The sequence below is a fragment of the Schaalia vaccimaxillae DSM 15804 genome (assembly GCF_000420425.1).
Classification (GTDB): Bacteria; Actinomycetota; Actinomycetes; order Actinomycetales; family Actinomycetaceae; genus Pauljensenia; species Pauljensenia vaccimaxillae.
Map to the genome: position 1 here is coordinate 136,254 of NZ_ATUX01000008.1, position 20,716 is coordinate 156,969.

Annotated in this window: 20 protein-coding genes; 11 read left to right on the forward strand and 9 right to left on the reverse strand. The window is 59.0% G+C overall.

Annotated features, from left to right (window positions below; translation table 11 throughout):
- The 7 genes from folP to dacB all read right to left on the reverse strand — a co-directional run bounded on the left by folP (window position 1) and on the right by dacB (window position 7,582).
- Window positions 1-867 (reverse strand): dihydropteroate synthase, encoded by an 867-nt coding sequence (gene folP / locus G439_RS0107535; RefSeq protein WP_022868574.1) that lies wholly within the window; start codon window positions 865-867, stop codon window positions 1-3.
- A 4-nt stretch (window positions 868-871) separates the two neighbouring features.
- Window positions 872-1,441 (reverse strand): GTP cyclohydrolase I FolE, encoded by a 570-nt coding sequence (folE, locus tag G439_RS0107540; RefSeq protein WP_022868575.1) that lies wholly within the window; start codon window positions 1,439-1,441, stop codon window positions 872-874.
- Window positions 1,438-3,390 carry an ATP-dependent zinc metalloprotease FtsH gene (gene ftsH, locus G439_RS0107545; protein WP_424133832.1) on the reverse strand — a complete coding sequence of 651 codons (1,953 nt, stop codon included), beginning with the start codon at window positions 3,388-3,390 and terminating at the stop codon, window positions 1,438-1,440. Before ftsH ends, folE begins: the two co-directional genes overlap by 4 nt.
- A gap of 110 nt (window positions 3,391-3,500) precedes the next feature.
- The gene (hpt, locus tag G439_RS0107550; protein ID WP_022868577.1) at window positions 3,501-4,055 is read right to left on the reverse strand and encodes a hypoxanthine phosphoribosyltransferase; all 555 of its coding nucleotides are present in this window, start codon (window positions 4,053-4,055) and stop codon (window positions 3,501-3,503) included.
- A 104-nt stretch (window positions 4,056-4,159) separates the two neighbouring features.
- The gene (gene tilS, locus G439_RS0107555) at window positions 4,160-5,383 is read right to left on the reverse strand and encodes a tRNA lysidine(34) synthetase TilS (protein ID WP_022868578.1); all 1,224 of its coding nucleotides are present in this window, start codon (window positions 5,381-5,383) and stop codon (window positions 4,160-4,162) included.
- The gene (locus G439_RS0107560; protein WP_022868579.1) at window positions 5,373-6,221 is read right to left on the reverse strand and encodes a hypothetical protein; all 849 of its coding nucleotides are present in this window, start codon (window positions 6,219-6,221) and stop codon (window positions 5,373-5,375) included. The genes tilS and G439_RS0107560 overlap by 11 nt, the downstream gene beginning before the upstream one ends.
- Window positions 6,218-7,582, reverse strand: coding sequence for a D-alanyl-D-alanine carboxypeptidase/D-alanyl-D-alanine endopeptidase (dacB, locus tag G439_RS0107565; RefSeq protein ID WP_022868580.1), 1,365 nt, complete (start codon window positions 7,580-7,582; stop codon window positions 6,218-6,220). Before dacB ends, G439_RS0107560 begins: the two co-directional genes overlap by 4 nt.
- Window positions 7,583-7,705: 123 nt before the next feature.
- Between dacB and G439_RS0107570 the strand changes: the two genes are divergently transcribed.
- Entirely contained in the window at window positions 7,706-8,206 is a 501-nt protein-coding gene (locus tag G439_RS0107570; RefSeq protein WP_022868581.1) for an inorganic diphosphatase, read from the forward strand.
- Between the two features lie 201 nt (window positions 8,207-8,407).
- Here G439_RS0107570 and G439_RS0107575 read toward each other — a convergent pair whose 3' ends face one another.
- The gene (locus G439_RS0107575; protein WP_026459509.1) at window positions 8,408-9,748 is read right to left on the reverse strand and encodes a C40 family peptidase; all 1,341 of its coding nucleotides are present in this window, start codon (window positions 9,746-9,748) and stop codon (window positions 8,408-8,410) included.
- A gap of 630 nt (window positions 9,749-10,378) precedes the next feature.
- On the opposite strand from G439_RS0107575, the gene G439_RS0107580 reads away from it, so the two are divergent.
- From G439_RS0107580 to G439_RS0107605, 6 genes are all read left to right on the forward strand, one after another.
- Window positions 10,379-11,722, forward strand: a complete 1,344-nt coding sequence (locus tag G439_RS0107580) for an O-acetylhomoserine aminocarboxypropyltransferase/cysteine synthase family protein (protein ID WP_022868583.1) — start codon at window positions 10,379-10,381, stop codon at window positions 11,720-11,722.
- A gap of 133 nt (window positions 11,723-11,855) precedes the next feature.
- The gene (gene metX / locus G439_RS0107585) at window positions 11,856-13,034 is read left to right on the forward strand and encodes a homoserine O-acetyltransferase MetX (protein ID WP_022868584.1); all 1,179 of its coding nucleotides are present in this window, start codon (window positions 11,856-11,858) and stop codon (window positions 13,032-13,034) included.
- A gap of 171 nt (window positions 13,035-13,205) precedes the next feature.
- Complete coding sequence (locus G439_RS0107590; protein ID WP_022868585.1) at window positions 13,206-13,586, forward strand: GntR family transcriptional regulator; 381 nt, start codon at window positions 13,206-13,208, stop codon at window positions 13,584-13,586.
- Window positions 13,586-14,464: an ATP-binding cassette domain-containing protein gene (locus tag G439_RS0107595; RefSeq protein WP_022868586.1), complete on the forward strand. Its 879-nt coding sequence runs from the start codon at window positions 13,586-13,588 to the stop codon at window positions 14,462-14,464. Before G439_RS0107590 ends, G439_RS0107595 begins: the two co-directional genes overlap by 1 nt.
- 1 nt (window position 14,465) lies before the next feature.
- A complete protein-coding gene (locus G439_RS0107600; protein WP_022868587.1) occupies window positions 14,466-15,266 on the forward strand; it encodes a hypothetical protein in 801 nt (266 codons plus the stop codon).
- A gap of 186 nt (window positions 15,267-15,452) precedes the next feature.
- The gene (locus tag G439_RS0107605; protein WP_022868588.1) at window positions 15,453-16,535 is read left to right on the forward strand and encodes an alpha/beta hydrolase; all 1,083 of its coding nucleotides are present in this window, start codon (window positions 15,453-15,455) and stop codon (window positions 16,533-16,535) included.
- A 98-nt stretch (window positions 16,536-16,633) separates the two neighbouring features.
- Here the strand turns inward: G439_RS0107605 and G439_RS0107610 are convergent, their stop codons facing one another.
- The gene (locus tag G439_RS0107610; RefSeq protein WP_022868589.1) at window positions 16,634-17,887 is read right to left on the reverse strand and encodes a hypothetical protein; all 1,254 of its coding nucleotides are present in this window, start codon (window positions 17,885-17,887) and stop codon (window positions 16,634-16,636) included.
- Between the two features lie 161 nt (window positions 17,888-18,048).
- Here G439_RS0107610 and G439_RS0107615 point away from each other — a divergent pair, with 161 nt between their 5' ends.
- From G439_RS0107615 to G439_RS0107630, 4 genes are read left to right on the forward strand one after another with little or no spacing between them, the layout of a single operon-like run.
- Complete coding sequence (locus G439_RS0107615; protein WP_022868590.1) at window positions 18,049-18,429, forward strand: hypothetical protein; 381 nt, start codon at window positions 18,049-18,051, stop codon at window positions 18,427-18,429.
- 2 nt (window positions 18,430-18,431) lie between these two features.
- Window positions 18,432-18,830, forward strand: coding sequence for a hypothetical protein (locus G439_RS0107620; RefSeq protein ID WP_026459510.1), 399 nt, complete (start codon window positions 18,432-18,434; stop codon window positions 18,828-18,830).
- Window positions 18,806-20,062, forward strand: a complete 1,257-nt coding sequence (locus G439_RS11550; RefSeq protein WP_131333586.1) for an alpha/beta hydrolase — start codon at window positions 18,806-18,808, stop codon at window positions 20,060-20,062. Before G439_RS0107620 ends, G439_RS11550 begins: the two co-directional genes overlap by 25 nt.
- Entirely contained in the window at window positions 20,059-20,667 is a 609-nt protein-coding gene (locus G439_RS0107630) for a DUF4853 domain-containing protein (RefSeq protein ID WP_022868591.1), read from the forward strand. The genes G439_RS11550 and G439_RS0107630 overlap by 4 nt, the downstream gene beginning before the upstream one ends.
- The last annotated feature ends 49 nt before the right edge of the window (window positions 20,668-20,716 follow it).

Sequence of the window (20,716 nt, forward strand, 5' to 3'; positions counted from 1 at the left end):
TCAGTCCTCACCACCCTGTTCCATTGTGTCCACAATTGCACGCGCATTACCTGCCACATTGTGAACCCTCACGGCCCACATTCCCTGGCTCGCACACTGCGCAGAAATCCTCGCAGTGACAAGGTCTCTATCTTCGCCGGTCTCAGCAATGAAACGCTTGCGCGACGCTCCGATAAGCACTGGGAAGCCCAAGGAGTTCAAACGATCCATCTGCTCAACAATCGTCCAGCACTGGGTTGGGTTCAACGAAAAACCTAAGCCCGGGTCAATAATGATTGACTCGCGCTTCACCCCAGCTTCCAGTGCCGCATCAACCTGGACCCTCATGCGTTCCAGAAGGGTGCCCACCACATCGTCGCCGTAGTCGAAAGATTCACCAGGCATTCCAGGTAAGGCCCGATAATGCTGGATGACGTATGCGCAGCCGGACTCGGCCACGGCCTCGTTCATTCCTTCATCCCACATGCCACCGGATACATCGTTAATGATCGACGCGCCAGATTCGCCCGCGCGCCGAGCCGTCGCCGCATGCAAGGTATCGACCGAAACAACAATCCCCTTGGCAACCAGAGCATCAATAACAGGACCAATGCGACGCCATTCCTCGTCCTCGTCGATCCGCGTTGAACCGGGGCGCGTGGATTCTCCGCCAATGTCGATGATCGCAGCTCCCTGGCCCGCCATGTCCATTGCGTGGGCAACAGCGGCGTCGGTGGTTGACCAGCGTCCTCCGTCAGAAAAGGAGTCGGGCGTGACGTTAAGGATTCCCATAACCGCTGTACGAGGGCGGCCCTGACGATCCCGAAGCGCTGAACCTAGCAATTCGGGCAGAGTCAAACCTGAGGGCATGAGCGGCTGAGGGATCATCACGTCAGCGACGTCCTCCCAGCACCAGAGCCATCATTTCGGCGCGAGTGGTGCCGTCATTCATGATGCCGCGAAGAGCAGACGTCACGGTGGACGATCCTGGCTTGCTGACCCCGCGCATCGACATGCACATGTGCTCAGCTTCGAGGACAACGGTGACACCCTGAGGATTGAGGACCTCGTCAATGGCATCAGCGATCTGGGCGGTTAAACGCTCTTGAACCTGGGGGCGCCGCGCATATCCTTCAACGACTCGAGCAAGCTTCGACAATCCAGTCACCACACCGCCGCGGGGAATGTAGCCCACGTGCGCGCGCCCGTAGAAGGGCAGCAGGTGGTGTTCGCACACCGAATGGAATTGAATATCTCGAACCAGGACCAGCTCGTCGGTGCCAGCATGGAATTGGGTGCGCAGGTACTCACGCGGGTCCTCATCCAACCCTGATAGGAGTTCTTTCCAGGCGCGGGCCATACGATCGGGGGTACCGGACAGACCTTCGCGATCCGGATCCTCACCAATGGCGATGAGCAGGTCGCGTGACGCTTTCTCAACTCCTTGAGCGTCATAGTTCATGAGTTGTCCTCCGAGGGAGCTTGGACAGCATCCTCACCTAGGTCTGCGGGCGGAGCCGTGGGGGGCTCATTCGATGTGCCTACAGGGTTTCCCATGACGGTGCCGGGGACAGCTGCGTCGGACGCGTAGTTCCAAACGGGCCGCTCATCCTGCTTGTGGATGTCAGCAAAAATTTCCGCAAGTTGAGCTTCGTCCAGGGTTTCTTCCTCAAGGAGGCGGGAAGCCAAGGTGTCAAGGATGTGTCGGTTGCGCGAGAGGATCTCCCAGGCTTCACGCATCGCATCGTCAAGGAGCTTGCGGACCTCCGCATCAATGATGGCGGCCGTCTCGCCAGACACGCCACCACCCTGGGGCTGGCCTGATCCGTGACCAAAGGCTTCGGTGTCAGTCGTCCCCAGCTTGACCATGCCAATGCGGTCAGACATGCCGTAGTCGGTGACCATGGCGCGGGCCGTCTTGGTGGCCTGTTGAATATCATTGGCCGGACCGGTCGACGGATCGCGGAACACCAGTTCTTCGGCGACGCGTCCGCCCATCGCGTAGACGAGGTCGTCCAGTAGCTGGTTACGTGTCTTGGAGTAGCGGTCCTCCACGGGCATCACCATCGTGTAGCCCAGGGCGCGTCCTCGCGGAAGGATCGTCACCTTCGTCACCGGGTCGGTGTAGCGCAGGGCGGCGGCCGCTAAAGCGTGGCCAGCCTCGTGGTAAGCGGTGACTGCCTTGTCGTGGTCGTTCATGACGCGCGTGCGCTTCTGCGGACCAGCGATCACGCGGTCAATGGCCTCATCCACCGCGCGATTATCAATCAGGTCAGCATTCGAGCGGGCCGTCAGCAGCGCAGCCTCGTTGAGCACATTCGCCAAGTCTGCACCCGTGAAACCGGGGGTGCGCTTAGCAATCTGGCGCAGGTCCACATCCTGAGTCATTGGTTTGCCTGAGGCATGAACCTTGAGGATCGCTTCGCGCCCCTTCAAGTCGGGAGCTTCCACGGCGATCTGTCGGTCGAAGCGCCCGGGACGCAGCAACGCGGGATCGAGGATGTCGGGTCGGTTCGTCGCGGCAATCAAAATGACGTTGGCGCGATCATCGAAGCCGTCCATCTCGACGAGGAGCTGGTTGAGGGTCTGTTCGCGTTCATCATTGCCGCCGCCAATACCCGAACCGCGGTGGCGACCCACGGCGTCAATCTCGTCGACAAAGATGATGGCAGGTGAATTCTTTTTGGCTCGCTCAAAAAGGTCACGCACACGCGAGGCACCAACGCCTACGTACAGCTCCATGAACTCCGAACCGGAAATGGAGAAGAACGGGGCGTGGGCTTCACCGGCAACAGCCTTAGCCAACAGCGTCTTACCCGTTCCAGGAGGGCCATACAGCAGGACGCCTCGAGGGATGCGCGCACCAACCTTGTGGAACTTTTCCGGCGCCGCCAAAAACTCGCGGATTTCTTCGAGCTCTTCGACGGCCTCGTCCTCGCCAGCAACGTCAGCAAAAGTGACATCCGGGCGTTCCTGGTTGAACTCTTTGGCTTTGGATTGGCCAAATCCTCCCATCATTCTGCCGCCACCGACGCGGCCCATAATGAACCAGAAGGCCACCAGCAGTAGCAGCAGGGGGAAGAACATTTGGAAGATCGTCGACAGGAACGAAGCCTGCGGGCGGATAGCGTTCCAGCCCTTCTTCGGATCAACCTTCTCGACGCTACTGAGGATGTCTTCGGTCTGAGCGTAGGAGTACGTGAAGTACACGGACTTACCAAGCTCGCGAGTCGAATCGCCAACCCCTGTGGACTTGTGCGTGTAGGACTTATTGAGGGTCAGGTTGACCTGCTGAGTGCCTTCGTTGAGGACAACCCGTTCAACCGTGTCTCCCTTGAGAATCTCCAGGCCCTCCGAAGTGTCAACGGCGCGTGGCTGGAAGGTTTGCCACAGGAACCAGCCGCCCACCATGAGGACGAGGAGCGGGATGACAACCCACGCCCAATTGACTCGGCGCTTCTTGACGTTCTCAGTCACGAATGTCCTTCTTCCGACTCTTTCAGAGCTATATTTGCCCGGCCTCAGTTGGCGTAAACGTGGGGCGCGAGGGTGCCAATGAACGGCAGGTGGCGGTATTTTTCGTCGTAGTCCAGGCCGTAGCCGACGACAAACTCGTCCGGGATCTCAAAGCCCACATATTTGACGGGAACTTCAATCTTGACGGATTTGGGTTTGCGCAGGGCGGTCGCGATTTCAACCGAAGCAGCTCCCCTGCTCAGGAGGTTGGAACGCAGCCAGGACAGTGTCAGTCCCGAGTCAATAATGTCTTCGACAATGAGCACGTCACGGCCCGACACATCTTGGTCAAGGTCTTTGAGGATTTTGACGACGCCCGTGGATTGGGTGCCCGAACCGTAGGATGACACGGCCATCCAGTCCATCTGGAGGGGGGTGTGGAGTTTGCGCGATAGGTCTGCCATGACCATGACGGCTCCGCGTAAAACACCAACAAGCAGGATTTCTTTGCCCGCGTAGTCGCGGTCAATTTCAGCGGCGATCTCTTCGAGCCGACGATCCAGGTCTTCGGCGGAAACAAGAACCTCTTTGAGGTCTTCTCCCATGTCAGTCGCGTCCACGCGCCCCTCTTCTCTTCCTTCAGTTCCCCGCACGCGAGGGTATTAACTGTCCTAGCGTGCCACATGCGCACGTCCAACTGCGACGCAGACCGACAATCTCACTGTCAGCGAATCTTTCTCACCTCAATTTTGGCTTGACCGCGACCTCGGCCCGCACGGTTTGCCACAGCTCCGGGAAGGGCAACACGTCCTTGTCCATGCCACTTGTTGACCAGGCGAAACATCGCATTGATATGTCCGGCAGAAAGGTCGCCGGGTCGGGCTCCAGCCTCAATAGCCATACGATGCAACACGCGCGTGGCCACGGCTTCGGGCAGTGCCGCGAGCGCCTCGACACTGGCTTCGACTGATTCGGCTATCGCCGGTGCGGGGCCAGTTTTGCGGTGGATGATGACGCTGTCCTTCCACGCTGTGCATGCCCACTGATTGAGGGCTTCGTCGTCAGCTTGGGCAAGCTGGGCTGTTCGTACGAGGGCGGGCACCGGGTCTACGCCCAAGGCTTGCGCTAGCGCCGGGAGGGCATAGGCGCGCACCGCCGCACGCCGCAGGGCTGACCCGTCTGCTGCCCTCCATGGGCCGTCGGGTTGGTTGGTGGGATCATCCACCCAGGTCAGTCCTGCTTGGCGGCACGCCTCACGGGTGTCTTCGCGGCGTACCCTCAGTAGCGGTCTGATCCATCGCACCCCGAAGTCATCAACGGTGTCTGCATCAATAGCGCGCAGCGAACCTGCGCCCGACCCGCGGGCTAGGCGTAGCAAAACGGTTTCAGCCTGATCATCCATGGTGTGGCCAAGCAGGACTGGAGCCTGGTCTGCGCCTCCCTCAAAGCGTGCGTAGGTCCGCAGGGCGTCGAGGCGTGCTGTTCGGGCCGCGGCCTCTGGGCCTTCGCCCCCGGGGTTTGCAGCCACGTCCACTGTGGTCACCTGTCCGCCCACTCCCAGGGCTTGCGCAGTTTCACTGGCGCGAACAGCCTCATCGAAAGACTCGGGTCTTAGACCGTGGTTGACGGTGATGGTTTCTAACCGGATACCCCATCGGCTACAAATATCGGCGGCCGCAAGGGTCAGCGCCAAAGAGTCAGCTCCCCCGGACAACCCAACGAACACGACTTTCGGCGGCTGGGCTCGCAGGGGTTCGAGGGCGGCGCGCACTGCCAGAGATACGCGGCCGAGTGCCCCAGTGGGGTTAGGGCCAACCAGTTGGGAGGCCGTGGACAATTCTGTGGCCTTCGCAGTGCTCAGCTGCGGGTCGAGGCTGTCGTCCTCGTGCCCCTTGAAAGTCCCACGAACCGGAAGGGCTTCGCCCTCGTGACCCTCATTAGCGCACACGAGCCAGCCACTCGTCAGGCGTAGCCAGCTCTGCGACAGAGGGCAAATGCGCAGGCTGAGCTAGCAGATCCACCACAGCCTGTTCGTCAACGACAAAACTGGCGAAAGCTTCCGCCTGTGCCTGGACAATGTCCATCCGGGCAACCGGTAGGCCAGCGGTCGCAAAAGCACGGAACACGGATGCTCCACCAGAGCCAGCACGGTGGTTGCGCAGCCACCTAATCGACGCCAAATCGGTGGGAGTCAATGCCTGCATCTGAGCCAACGGCAACGCATCAATGAGCAACACGAGTGCTAGGAGATCATCGTCATTGTGAGAAACGGTGAGCCTGCGGATCTGTTCAACGAGGAAAGGGGCCTGAACAAACAAGGATGCGCGCAGTCCTGTCCGCAGGGCCACCCACTTGCACCAGTCCTTCTGGTCGAGGCCGTAGCGGCCAGCTGCAGCAAGAACATTGGGGGCAATGAGTAGCCGCTGACGCCGAATCGGATCCCACAAGCCCGTGGCCTGGCGGATCAAAGTTCCCATCGCAACGCCTTGTGCGACCAAAGACCTGGGGGTGCGCACATCCAGCACCTGGTCGAAGACTCGCCCACAAGCCACGATTGCTCCGCCGCGTTCGACAATGAGGGTGGGGCGTTGGGCGACCTCCTCGATGGCGCCACTCATTCCAACGGGAGCAGACAATTCGCGCGCCTGCTCATCGGCCCAGACCACGGCCTTGCGCAGTCGCGTGACAATACCCGAGGCCGCGGTTGGCGCGCAGTCAGGCCCTGGCGGTGTCCACGCGGCGACGAATCGCGCGATGTCTGTAGCTGTGACGGGAAGTTCGATCATAGGTTGGCCAGCCCTTCCACAAAGTTGTCGAGGTGGGGCCTGGTCAAAGCAGCCGCGTCATCGGGAACATCTTCGTTACCAATCGCAAAAATCAGCAGGCGACCCGAAGACGTAGACACGACGCCCGATAAGGATGCAACCATCGACAAAGAACCCGTTTTCGCCTGAACATTGGCGGCTCCAGCGCCCTCGTCTAAGCGAGATGCCATCGAGCCTTGCAGTCCTGCCCACGGCAGTGAACGGATCAATTCATCCGCGTCGTTGTTGTGATCAGTCATGGAAACACGGATCGTTTGAACCAGAGTTTCGGGGCTCAACCGATCGTCTTCAGACAGGCCGGAACAGTCCCCCAAAGACATGCCGTCCGTGGGGATTCCTGCGGATTCGAGGGTGGCTCTGACGGTTGAGACCGCGCCAGCGTAGGAGGTTTCCACTCGAGCGGCATCTGCCGCAAGCCTGCAATATTGGTCGGCGAGGGTGTTGTCAGACTCGTGGAGCATCCACCTGACTTGTTGAGCGACGGTGGCCGACTCCACTGAGGCGAGGGGCTCTGCATCTTCGGGGGCATCCGTTTGGCTGCCCATCGTTACTTCAATACCTTGTTCAGCAAGTGCTTGAGCGAACGCCTGGGCAGCATCGGCTGCAGGAGTTGACGAGAAAGAGTATGCACCCGGGCTTGTTCGACCAGCATCGATGGCCATCGCGGACACCTGGCCTTCGAATCTTGCTGTGCCCTGCTCGGTCCAGGCAGGAAGATGCGCGTCGCCTGCGAAGGGGTTGGTGGGCCAGTTGATCGTCACAGAGCCGATCTGACGTTCTCTCAGCTGCGCTGCCGTGTCGGCGGCCAAGTCGGCCAGTCCCGCATGTCCTGAAACCTGTTCTTTGTCGCCGGTTCCGGCGGAAAGCAGTAAGTCTCCTTCACTCCACAGGTACACGGTGGTTCCTGAGAGTTTCGTCCCAGTGGTCAGTGTGTCCGACCCATTGAGTTGGGAAAGAGCGGTGAAGGCTGTAACAACCTTTGTAATGGAGGCGGGAGTGTGAACGCTGGTGCCCTGCGCGTCGAGCAGAACTTCGCCGGTGGAGGCGTCAATGACCATGCCCCATGATTTCCATTCGCCGTCTTGAGCGGCACTTTCAACCGATGCCCACAAGTTTTGAACGGATCGGGGCTCCACGGGAGTACCCTCGACAGCAGTAATCGTTGGAAGCGCAAGCCCAGATTGGGGTGTCATCTGTGGCGGGCCGGCGGCTTGAAGCTGCGGGGACGTAGTGAGTAGTCCCAGAACGCGGTCTTGAACATCTGCCACGACATACCCGCCTAGCGCGAGGCAGGCCGCACAAGCGCCTACAATCGCAGCCATAGTCCTTCGCCGCATGGATGTCCCTTCATGGATGTCACGTTGCACAACAACTCTAGTGGCGTAGGAGCAGACCTATCGATCCGACACCCGTGCAGCGCGCGGCAAACATGCAAGGAGCACAGCGTGGAGTTCGACGTCACCATCGAGATTCCCAAGGGAAATCGAAACAAGTACGAGATCGACCACAAGACCGGACGGATCCGCCTGGACCGAATGCTGTTCACGTCCACCCGCTATCCAGATGACTATGGCTTTATTGACGACACCCTAGGTGAGGACGGCGATCCGTTGGATGCCCTCGTTCTTTTGGAGGAACCGACCTTCCCCGGTTGTGTGATCCGTTGTCGCGCACTGGGCATGTTCCGCATGAAGGACGAAGCGGGTGGCGACGACAAGGTTTTGTGCGTTCCCGCCTCGGATCAGAGGGCTTCATGGCGCACCGAGATTGATGATGTTTCCGAGTTCCATCGCCTGGAAATTCAGCACTTCTTCGAGATCTACAAGGACTTGGAGCCCGGCAAGTCGGTTGAGGGTTCGCACTGGGTGGGACGTCAAGCCGCTGAGGAAGAGATTCAGCGTTCCTATCAGCGTTTGAAGGAAGCCCAGGCTCGCGGCGAGCACTGACCCGACAGGTGGTTCGCACCCAATAAGTGCCAACACCCGCCGCTTTCACCCAGATCCACTGTTATACGTCGACGCCGGTTCGTGCACGAACCGGCGTCGACGTATTAGTGGGTTTCAACACAGAACGGTGGGTTTCGAACCGATTCGCAAAGCGATATCGGTGAGCGGGCGAGATGTGGTCCGGATTCTGTGCAACGCGTGTCAGAGACGCACGCCGTAAGGCATGAGACTTCCCCAGCCGTAGATCGACGTGATTCGCACTGTCATCCCGAAAGTCGGAGCCTCAATCATCTGCCCGTTGCCAAGCGCGATAGCAACGTGGTAGATACCAGACTGCGATCCGTTCGAGGACCAGAAGATCAAGTCACCGGGCTGGATATTGCTCAGCGAAACCTTAGTCCCATAGTTGTACTGGGACTTGGAGTAGTGAGGCAAGGAAACACCAGCTTGACGCCAGGCAAGCATGGTCAGACCAGAACAGTCGACGCCGCCGTAGGATTCGCCGCCCCACACGTAGGGAACACCCAGGTAGGACTTAGCTGCTGCGATGGCGGTTCCTGCGCCACCTGACGAGCTAGGCGCATTGTTCGAAGCTGCGGCCTGCGCTGCAGCGGCTGCGGCCTGCGCTGCGGCGGCCTGGTCGGCAGCGCGTCGTGCGGCTGCCTGTTGGGCAGCTGCGTTTGCCGCTTGCTGGGCTGCGGCTGCCTCGGCTGCTGCAGCACGTCGTTGAGCCTCTTCTTGAGCACGCTGAGCTGCGGCGGCAGCTTCGGCTTGAGCTTGACGTGCAGCTTCTTCCGCGGCAGCTTTAGCTGCTGCTTCTTCGGCTGCTGCACGTTGGGCAGCAAGGGCTGCTTCGCGCTGCTGGATCAGTTCAACTGTGGTGTTTTGCTTTTGCGCGAGCTCTTCAATATAAGCCTGGCGCTGAATCTCGGTGCTTGCCTGCAGCTGGACGGCCTGGTCGGCTGCAGCTTGTGCGGCATTGGTGCGCTCAGCAACTTCCGCGGTTGCCTTCTCTTGCTCAGCGAGTGCGGAGTCAGCGGCGCCTTGCATGACATCAGCGACTTGTTCGAGGGCGGCCACCTTTTGCATCTTGGTGTCCGCGGCTGCGGAGAAGTTGTTGATGGTGGTCTGTTTAGTTTCGACTGTGCGCAGGCCATCTGCATCGAGGTAGGGAGCCAGCGAATCCAGCGAGGACGCGCCTTCGCGGTAGGCGGTCTGAGCTACTTGGGCGATTTCCCTCTTGCCCTGTTCGAATTCGGCGCGTGCTTTGTCTGCGTCCTTTTGCGCCTTGTCCGCGGTGGCGGTGGCTTCGCCTAGGGCGATGTTGGCTGCGTTGAGTTCTTCGGCAGCGATCTGCGCGTCTTCAACCGCTTTACGAGCGTTGGCTGTGACTGCTGCAAGCCTTACTTCAATCTCGGCGACGGAGAGCTTGGCTGCTTCCTCGGCAGCTTGAGCCCGGGCAATCTCATCTTCTGAAGGAGCTGCTTGGGCGAGCTGAGGAAGGGTCAGTGCTGCTGTGGCGATGATGACAACTGCGGCCATGCGGGTGCGCAGCCGGGTCCATCGCGTTGGAGTCGTGGTCACTGATTCACCTGTCGTCGGGATTATTTCTGCAGCGCACCAGCGAGGGTACGCATCGTGTTGAGGGTAGAACATCCTAAGCATCACACGCAACAAGATTCACAGTTATTCACAAACATCACAACTTTCAAATTAGTCACAACCGCAACATATGCACCATGAAGCGTGGTTTTCGCCAATCTCCCGCCACAGGCCCGAGCGAGCCTCAAGGCTTAGAAAGTCATAGCCTTCAGCGGGGGTCACACCTTACGCGGTCGCGATCAGCCTCGCCCTCGTTGTTCTTTCGTAAAAGTTCGGACCAACCTCACCCTTCTTTCACAAAAGGCCGGATCGACCTCGCCCTCGTTCCTCTTTCACAAAAGTCCGGACTGTGGGACAACTAGCAGCCAACTTCGCCTGCCTCTAATCTCGGAGTCATGTTCCGTCGAATGCCAAGCTGACTACGCGTCAGCCCTGCCGCGTAGTCGCGCCCCAGCACCCATCCCCGCGGGAGACGCCACCGGCCACACATCGACATATTTGCCAGGACCCTTGTCCACCAGGGCGTTCACCCGCTCCCAGACCTTCCCCCTAATGTCCAAGGAGCACCCCATGACTTACACCAACGAAGCCAACTGGTCTTTTGAAACCAAGCAGATCCACTCCGCCTGGGATCAAGATCCTCAAACCGGCGCCACGTCGCTGCCGATCTACCAGACCTCTTCCTACGCCTTCGAAAATGCTGAACAGGCTGCCGCCCGCTTTGCTCTCAACGAGCTCGGCCCGATTTACACGCGCCTGACCAACCCGACGACCGACGCGGTCGGCGCTCGCGTCGCGGCCCTCGAAAATGGGGTCGGCGGCCTGCTCGTCTCGTCGGGTCAGTCCGCAGCAGCCCTGACCATTCTCGCCCTGGGTTCGGCAGGCAACAACATCGTCGCCTCGCCCTCCCTTTATGGCGGCTCCGTCACCCTCTTGCGCAACACCCTGTCACGACTGGGAATTGAAGCCCGTTTCGTCGACGATCCGCTCAACGCTCGACAGTGGAAGGACCTGACCGACGACAAGACCGTCGCGTATTTTGGCGAATCCATCCCGAACCCGCAGGGCGATATTTTCGATATTGAAACCATCGCCGTAGCCGCCCACGAGGTTGGTGTTCCGCTGATCATTGACAACACGGTGGCAACGCCGTACCTCATTCGGCCCATCGAGTGGGGAGCGGACATCGTCGTCCACTCGGCCACAAAATACCTGGGCGGACACGGAACCTCTATCGCCGGCGTGATCGTAGATTCAGGAAACTTCGACTACACGACTCAGCCGCAACGCTTCCCCCAATTCAATGAACCGGAAGCCTCCTACCACGGCATCGTCTTTGGCGAGACCTTCGGCAAGGACGGGGCCCTGGGAGCCAACCTGGCTTTCTTACTGCGCGTACAGACTCTGGTCAACCGCGACTTGGGCGCCGTCACGTCGCCATTTAATGCTTTCCTCATTGAACAGGGAATTGAGACGCTGTCCCTGCGCGTCGAGCGCCACGTCGACAACGCCCTGGCCGTCGCCCAGCACCTCGAAGCTCACCCGCAAGTTGAATCCGTGAACTATGCGGGACTGGAGTCCTCGCCCCACCACGCACTCCAGCTCAAGTACGCGCCGCGCGGCGCTGGCGGCCTCCTGTCCTTCGTCATCAAAGGCGGGTACGATGCCGGACGCGCCTTCGCCAACGGCCTGGAGCTACTGCCAACCGTGGCCAATATCGGCGACGCAAAGTCCCTGGTGATTCACCCTGCGTCGACCACGCACTCTCAGCTCACCGAGGACGAGTTGCGCCACATCAATATCGAACCGGGCACCGTGCGCCTGTCAATTGGTATTGAAAACATCAAGGACATCCTCGCCGACCTGGAGCTTGGGTTCGCGGCGGCTGCGAAGGCTAGGGCCACAGACGCCTGATCTGCGTGCGGGGCCGGCCTCGTTGCCCCGTGCGACAGCGCGGCCTCGTTCCCCATGCGCACGGCCGCCCAACTTCGTTGCCAGCCAGCACCCCACGCTCGTCCTCGTCCGCTCCTGACGTTAGGCTCATCCCATGTCTCGTACGCAACTGCCGCCCGCACCCGTTTCAGGCGGCTGGCACCCCGGCGACCCGGTTGCTGAACGCCAATTCGCCGATTTGGGTTCCCTGCGCTTGGAAAACGACTCTGTACTTCCCGGCGCCACCTTGGCGTATGAGACGTGGGGCGAGTTGGACGAAGCAAAGTCCAATGCGGTCTTGATCCTCCACGCACTCACCGGAGACGCCCACGTCTTTGGACCGGCAAGCCCAGGCCAACCGACCCCCGGGTGGTGGGAGCAGATCGTCGGGCCCGGCAAAGTTATTGACACTGACCGATATTTTGTCGTGGCCGCGAATGTTTTGGGAGGCTGCCAGGGGTCAACTGGACCGGCGTCGCCCGCTCCCGATGGGAAGCCGTGGGGGTCGCGCTTCCCCGTGGTGTCTACGCGCGACCAGGTACTTGCGGAATCTCGTTTAGCGGACCTGCTGGGCATCCAGACGTGGTCGCTAATCGTGGGCGCTTCCTTGGGTGGGCATCGGGCGATTGAGTGGGCGGTGAGTTATCCGGAGCGCGTTGAACGTCTGATTGTTGTGGCTTCGGGAGCTCAGACCACCGCAGACCAGGCGGCGTGGAGTCACACTCAGATCCGTGCGATTGAGCTGGATCCAAATTGGAAGGGCGGCGACTATTACGAGGGCGAGGTCGGGCCAACGGCCGGATTGGCTTTAGCCAGGCAGATCGCCCACACGACCTATCGCTCGCCCAGCGAGTTAGATGCTCGTTTTGGTCGGCTCCCCCAGCGCGAGGAGGACCCGTTGCACGGGGGCCGTTTGGCGGTTGAGTCGTATTTGGACTATCACGGCGAGAAGATCGTGCGCCGTTTTGATGCGGGGTCCTATGTGACTTTGTGTCGATCCTTGCTCAGTCACGATGTCGGGCGTGACCGCGGAGGCCAGCGCGAGGCGTTGGCTAGGGTCACGGCAAAGACGCTGGTGGTCGCTGTGGATTCGGATCGCCTCTTCTTCCCCGAGCAGGTTTGGCAGATGGCCGATGGGATTTCTGGCGCGTATTACAGGGAGATTCATTCGGACCACGGCCATGACGGTTTCCTGATCGAGTCGGATCAGCTCATTGCCTTGATTGATGAGTTCCTCAATCAGCGGATCGGTTCGCGCGCCTCCGTCTTCGCCCCGAGGGACACCCAAAACTAGCGCGAAGGACGCACATCTGTCCCTCGAGGGACGCCCAAAAGTTCCCCGAAGGACGCACATGTCCTGCACATCCTTGATTCGCGACACTAATGACCCGACCATCACCTCTTGACACCTTCACCACTTCTATGGTTCATTAATCATGTAAAGAACCAGTAAGGAGGTGTTTTCATGGAACTCGACTCCACCACCCCGATCTACGTCCAGATCGCCAACGACATTCGACATCAAATCCTCATCGAGGCCCTCCTCGACGGAGACCAAATCATGTCGACCACCCAATACGCCACGACCTACCGCATCAATCCAGCCACCGCCGCCAAAGCCTTCACACAACTCGTCGACGACGGCCTCATCGTCAAACGCCGCGGCATCGGCATGTTCGTCGCCAACGGAGCCCGCGAGCGCCTCGTCGCAGCCCAATCAGCCAGTTTCATCGACGACACATTTTCCCCCGTCGCGCGCCAAGGCCTCGCCCTCGGCATCGCGCCCGAAGCTCTCATCAACCAGATCGCGGCCCTCGCCGCCGAAATGACTCCTAGGAGCGAATGATGATCCACATCAACTCCCTCACACACACCTATCCGCGCACGAAAAAGCCCGCAATCAATAACATTAGCGCCGATTTTTCCGACGGCTCTATCACCGGCGTCATCGGCCCCAACGGTTCGGGTAAGACAACTTTCTTCAAAGCCATGGCCGGCTTCCTCGAACCCCAGGCGGGGATCATAGAAGCCTTCGGCCAGCGCTTCACCCGCGAAGACTTGCCCGCCCTCGCACTGTATTCGACCGACACCAAAGAGTTCTCGAATCTGTTAGCCAAACCAACTATCCGCCAGGCGCAGGCCCGTCCCACCTGGAGCGATGAAACTTTCGACCGAGTCACCCGCCGCTTCAACATTAAGCTGCGCGGCAACCTCGCCAAGCGGTCTCAAGGGGAACGCTCCCTGTTCATGACCGCTCTAGCACTGGCATCGGGGGCGCCACTGACGCTGCTCGATGAACCCACCGGCAACCTCGACGTGCCGACGCGCCTGGCCCTGGCAGAAGAAATCATCCAAACCAGCGTGGAAGCCAAAGAAGCTGGGAAACCCCGGGCATTCGTCATCGCCAGCCACCTAGTATCCGAGCTGGAGAACCTCATCGAGAATGTCATTGTCCTTTCCGAGGGCGAAATCATCGCTTCGACAACCGCCGAAGAGTTGCGCTCATCGACGGTTGCGCTGGTGGGCGATCCTGCGCGGATTCGCTCGCTTGTCGAGGGCGATCCCGTGGCTCAGATTCACAGTGAGCGCCCGTTGGGGCGCCTAGCCGAAATCAGAGTGTCGAATATTCAACCAACGACCATGCAAGCCTTGACCGCTGCAGGCGTCGAGATCCAATCCCTGTCATTCCAAGACGCTTTCGTATCTCTCATTGAGGAGAAGTGACATGTCGACTACCGCCAACCTTTCCTCTGTTCCTGGCCGCCCGGCCTCGTCGCCCTCGTCAACTTCCCCGGCAGCGCACCCCACCCCGTCGAGTTTGCGTGCCTCTTTGTGGCCGCTCATCAAGCTCGACCTTCGTCACAGCTGGCATTACTGGGCGATCGCATTGGGCATTCAAGTAGTCAACATCCTGATACCGGTGACGATCAGCGTCGTAAAGTCAGGCGAAGTCAAGATGTTTGCGGAACTGGGCGTGGCCCTCACCAATTGGGTGTTTGCCTGGTTCATTATTTTCCTTATTGATGGGTTCGTCCAAGCAACGATGACAACTCCAGTGGGCACTTTGTCCGGTACAGGTTTAAAAGGTCAGAATCTGGTCGGCTGGTGTGTGTCGCTGATCCACATGGCTGGAGCAACCGTGGGGTGGGCGCTGCTAATGTTCTTCGGGCCACGGATACCGTCACCAGGCTTGAGCACCCCAGCCACATTAGAAACAGCGCTGGGCGGGCTGAAGAACACACCTGCCGAGGTTGTCTTGCATTTGTTTGCTGCCTGGCTTTTCTGGTTGGGGGCAATCGGCGCGAGCCGCGCCATTGGACACAGCTTCCGTTTCCACTGGCTGCCCGGGCTGCTCTTGACAATCGTGTGCGCAGCCGTGTTCATGTGCCTAGTGATCACAGCGGTGTTCTATGTAGTTGAAGGCATGATGCTCGGCATGTTCATTGCCAGTCTGGTGTTTTTGGCTGCGTTAGCGCCACTGTCCTTCATCCTTGGAAGCCGCGGCCCAATCCGCGCCTTCGGGTAGGTGAGAATCAGGGTCGCCGGTAGGTTTGCCTCTCTGCCGAGCCCCCTCGCCCCCGATCCCCCTCTCCGCCGAGAGCAGACTTTATGCGCAAAAATCACTGATTTTCACGCGAAAAACGACCATAAGGTCTGTTCTCGACAAAAGGGGACGATAGCCGCAGAGGCTGGGCCGATCTACCCTGGAGCCATGTCCACTATCGATGTCATGGCTCCGTGGGGCAAGGTCGGCCCGCCACCATTGGGCGAGTGGCGCGAAGATCTGCTCGGGCAGGCTTTCCAGTCCCGAACCATCGAGTTACTCCCCGATGCTGAGGGTGACAATGTCGCCACCCTCATCAAATACCGGCCGCATAAAGATCCACTTGCCCCCACCGAAGCCACGGGTTTCCCCAGATTCATCGTCCTGTACATTCACGGGCGCAACGACTACTTCTTCCAGACCGAGGCAGCCCGCCGCCTCGCCTTGGCCGGTGCCACCTTCTACGCCCTCGACTTGCGAAAATACGGGCGTTCTTTGCGTCCCTGGCAGTCAATCGGGTACGTCGATGACTTGACGGTTTACGACGAGGAAATCGGCGAAGCGCTAGAGATCATCCGCAGCGAGCAAGGCAAACTCCCACTCGTCCTCGTCGGCCATTCGACCGGCGGGTTGATCGCAACCCTGTGGGCTCACCGCCACCCGGGAGCCGTGCGCGCCCTCGTCTTAAATTCTGCTTGGCTTGAAATGCAGACTCTGGCGAGCTTGCGCGAAGCAATGCAACCAGTGATTGGCCGCATTGCCGCGCGCAACCCGATGCTCGAAATTATGAGTTCAGGCGGGCCTGGCACCTATGGGCGGTCCACCACCGATGGGTGGGCGGGCTCTGGTTTCTCCCTCCCCAAGCGCCTCAAGGGGTACGAGGACGATCCGGCTGTCGTCGGCTGGGATTTTGCGCGTGAGTGGAAGAGGCCTGAGTCCTATCCGGTTCCCGCGAAGTGGTTGGATGCGATCATGCTGGGCCATGAAATCGTTGAGAAGCGGGTGCATTTGGAGTGCCCTGTTTTGTCGATGATGTCCACGTCGTCGTACTTGGACGAGGCGTGGGATGAGCGGGCTTTTTCGTCTGACACGGTGTTGGATGTGCGCGTGAATGCGGAGAGGTCTGCGAATTTGGGCGATTTTGTGACGATTGCGCGTTTTCCAGGCAAACATGATTTGTTCTTGTCCGATCCGGATGTGCGTGAGGCTGTGTATTCCTTTATGGATCGGTGGTTGTGCGCTTCGGTGTGAAGCAGGATGTGACTGGAGCGGCACGCTCACGGCGGGTCCGCGCGCTCATACTTCCGGTTGTGCGTCCCTCGCGGAAGTTTTGGGCGTCCCTCGCGGGGTTAGGCGCCGTGGCGACCTCGGCCGGTGTGCCGGGGAACGCCCTCGTACTCGCGGACGATTTCCACATTGACCTCATTGAGGGATTCAGCCAAAGTTGGGCCCTGCCTGTCGGCCAATCGCAGCTCCGCCCAACCGTCAAGCGCGCCGTATCCAACGAAATCCATGAATTCTTCGGGAGTTGAAAACTCCACCCCGGTCGCACGAATCAGCCCGTCGGCAGTCAGGAATACATCCTCGGGAAGACCCAGATCTGAGTGAGCAACCAGCGGCACTTCCTCGCCAATGATCTGTCCGAGGGCGCGGATTCCTTCTTCATTGCGTTCCAAGACGGGAACACCGGCTTGTCGAGCAGCGCTCACCTGCGGCGACTCTTCGGGGGCATCAGCAGCGGAGTATCCGGCAATGTCGAAAGCGGCAGCCGTTGCATCGGTCGATTGTGCCGACGATTCTGGCGTGTCCGTTTCAGCGTCGCTTTCCTGCCAGTCAGCAGCAACGCCGGTCTGCGAAGCCTTCGCAGATTCGCCGTCCTGCTCGCTCGTCACGTCAGTTTGAGTTTGAGAAACGGGTTCAGCCTGGTCTTTAGCAGCGATCTCAACCGGCGACTCGGGTGCGGCCTCGTCATCGTCAATATCGACCGAAGTAATCTGAGGCATCTGCCCGGATTGGCCGAGCACCACCTGCGGAGCATGACTGTACAGGCGCGGTCCAACTGCCTGCACTTCGAGGAATTTGCGCCCATTCGACATTTGGCGGAGGTTCATCTCGTGAACCTCAACGCCAGAGCTGGCCAGCACGTCAAGAGCTGGGCGTACTTGCGGATCGATGGAGCCTACGACCATGACGAGGCGGGGGCCGGGTCCAGACGCTGGAGGCATGGAATCGCGGAACTGGATCCACCCGGTTTTGAAGCCTTCCACCCCGGAGGGATATTCCGCAGCCAAATCAGACCACGACAGTGCGGCCGTTTCAGCTAAGCGCGACAATGACGCAATAAGCGTTTCAGAGTCGAGGTGGGACACGACTTCAAGGGAGACAACCTGGCCGGTCGAGTCAAGGGCAGTCAGCCGCGGAGTTCCGTCGTCTTCGGCGCTGCGCGACATGTCCCGCCACGTAATTGGGAAAAGTGGGCGAGAAACGATTTCGAGGGCCTGACTACAAATTGCATCGACGAGGTCGGGGGTGATGCCGTCGGAAACCGGGTAGCCGAATTGCGCTGGGATGAGGTGACCGTCCTCGAACTCGAACAGAGCCATCGGCTCACCTCCCCTTTTTGCGCTGTGCACATGCGCGCCCATTATCCCACAGGAGGATCGCTATGGTATTGAGCCACGGCGTTTAGATGATTTTGTTAGGGTTTCCGCAAGCGGGGGCGCGCCGTTGGGCGGAGAAGTTAGCGAGGAGCACGGGGGCATCTATGGCCGACATTGACATCGTCGCAGGAGACTTGGAAGTACTGTCCGCGTCGGCCCGCGCGGTTTCCGAGGATTTGGATGCCATTGACATTGACTCCATCCTCAGCCAGGTCGCGATGTCGATGAGGAATTCTTTGTCGGCTTCAACAGCAATGCAGGCTGCTTCGACCGTGGACAGTTCTCTATCGTCTGTTGCGAAAGAATTGTCGCGATTCTCCGCCAATGTCACGGCGTCGATCCAGATGTTTTCCTCGAACGAGGATGCAGCATCCTCCCGTTTTCATGCTGTCGGTTTGGATTCCTCTTCCACTTCTGGTTCGGGTTCTTCGGTCGCGCCTGTTTCGACTCCGGTCTCGGCATATCTCATTAGAAGGCTCGGTTAGTCATGGCACAGTGGGGTGACATTGTCACGTGGGAGAATTCTGGGCTCGCTACCGCGTCTCAATCCCTGCTCAGCGAACGTCAGAAAGCTCTTGATGCTGCTTTGGACACTCAACGCGCTCTTAATGCGATTCAGTCTGAGGGCGAAACTGTTGATGCGATGAAGGCTCAGTTGCGTGAACTCATCGTGGAGTTGGATGCCAGGGTTAATGAGCTGTCAGAACTCATGATGGCTACCGCTGCGGCCAGTGATGGTGTTTCCAATGTTGAGGCTTTGGTGGCAAAAGCTCAGGGGCTAGCTGCAGAGGGCGGTTTTTCGATTCAAGCGGATGGTTCAGTATCCGGGTTTACGGTCGGGATCAGCAGCACAATGCGAACTTGGCGTCGAAGTATTACGCCTTAACGCACGCTGTTGCAGACGCTATCGCCGAAGCTACTTCCGTAGATTCGGCGTATAACGCCCGTTTGAAGGCTGTAGCCAATGGCACCTATGTGTCCACGGAGACTCATTTGTCTACCAGCCCTGGTTTGGATGATCGTCCGGATTCGTCTTGGTCAACCACCGAGGTCGCAATGTGGTGGGCGGCGCTCGACGTTGCAGACCAGAAGGCGCTCATGGCTGATCCGTTCAATTGGGAGTTGCTTGGAAACACTGACGGTTTGCCCGCCGCAGTGCGTGATGCGGCGAATCGCAAACGCTTACCCGGCATGATTGATGATGCTCAACGTGAATATGATGCAGCGAAAACAAAGTGGGATGAGATCTCGAAAGATTTTGAATTGTCGTCTGAGCAGATGAAATCGTATTACGACGCGTGGTTGAAGGCGGAGGAACGTTTGACTGAGCTTCGGACTGTGGAATCTACGCTCACGCTTTCTAAGAGCAGCGATCCTCTGTCGCTGCTTGTTTTGGACGGGACATCTGGTGAGCGCCTCAAGGCTGCTGTAGCCGTGGGCGATGTTGATTCCGCGAAGCATGTCGCAACTTTCGTTCCGGGAATGACAACAAATGTCACTGATTCTTTGGCGGCATACACCACCGACATGGTTCGACTACGCAAAGCAACAGCGGACAACATATACGGCGTCTCGAGAAGCGACGTCGGGACGATAGCCTGGCTAGGCTACGACGCACCTCAGTCAGTATTATCGGCGGCGATGACTCAAAAAGCTCATGCAGGAGCGAATTCTCTCACTCCATTCTTGGAAGGCATGAATGCTTCACGAACTACCAGTGGGACAGATCCGCATCTGACCCTCCTAGGACATTCCTATGGGTCAACAACATCAGGTTTTGCGATGTCGCAGATGGATGCCGATGTTGTGGACGATTTCATTATGTTCGGCTCACCGGGCTCAGGTGTGCAGTCAGTGAGTGAGTATGCGATTGATCAGGGGAGTGTATTCGTTTCCGGAGTTCCCGAAGGTGATTGGGTCCAGGGTGTGGGGCCTGACGCTGCGTTTGGTATAAACCCCATGAGGTTGGAGGGTGTAGAACACCTCTCCAATGACGCAACAGGGTCTGCTAATTATCAAGACTTTGGGTTCGATCCTTTTAGGAATCATTCAACATACTTGGATGATGACACGCAGACTCTGTATGACATTTCCAAAGTGGTAGGAGGTCGACGATGAAAGCCTTGCGCATAGGTACTCTCACTGTCGCTGCAGGGCTCGTCTTATCTGTTCTTGGCGGCTGTGCATTTAAGGAGGACAAAGTGGGTTTGTGGAGTTCAGATGGAGAGATTGATTTTGAGCAGCGCCAAACAATCGAAGACTACCAAACCATCACAGAACCATTAATCACCGCCTTCGTTGCAGACCTCGCCAAACACAACGGAGGGCTAGTCCGATACTACGACGATCCAGGGCTAGGAGGGTGTGGACGCCTCGATGTGGACGGATGGGTAATCGACAGCCGGTCGTATCGTCTACCAATCGTTGATGAAGACACTGTCATCCGGCTAGCGGACAAACACCTCGTCCCCGCAGGACTGACAGTTCCAAGCCAAGCCAGATCATCAAAACCAAACGACAATGTCAACCTCACCTGGAAAGACACCCAAAACGGCGGCTACGTCTCCGTCACCCTCGTACCTGATCACCAAGGGATGAGTATTTCTTACGCTTCAGGATGCCGCCCCTCCGACGGAACAACCACCCAGCCCGACCAATTCCACCCCAACCGCGACACCGACTCCGCCTTCACTAACCTCACCGTCGAAGTCCTAGAAGAATAAACTTCCGCCGCCGGCATTCGATCTTTGCCTGGGCGCAGGCGACACCTGC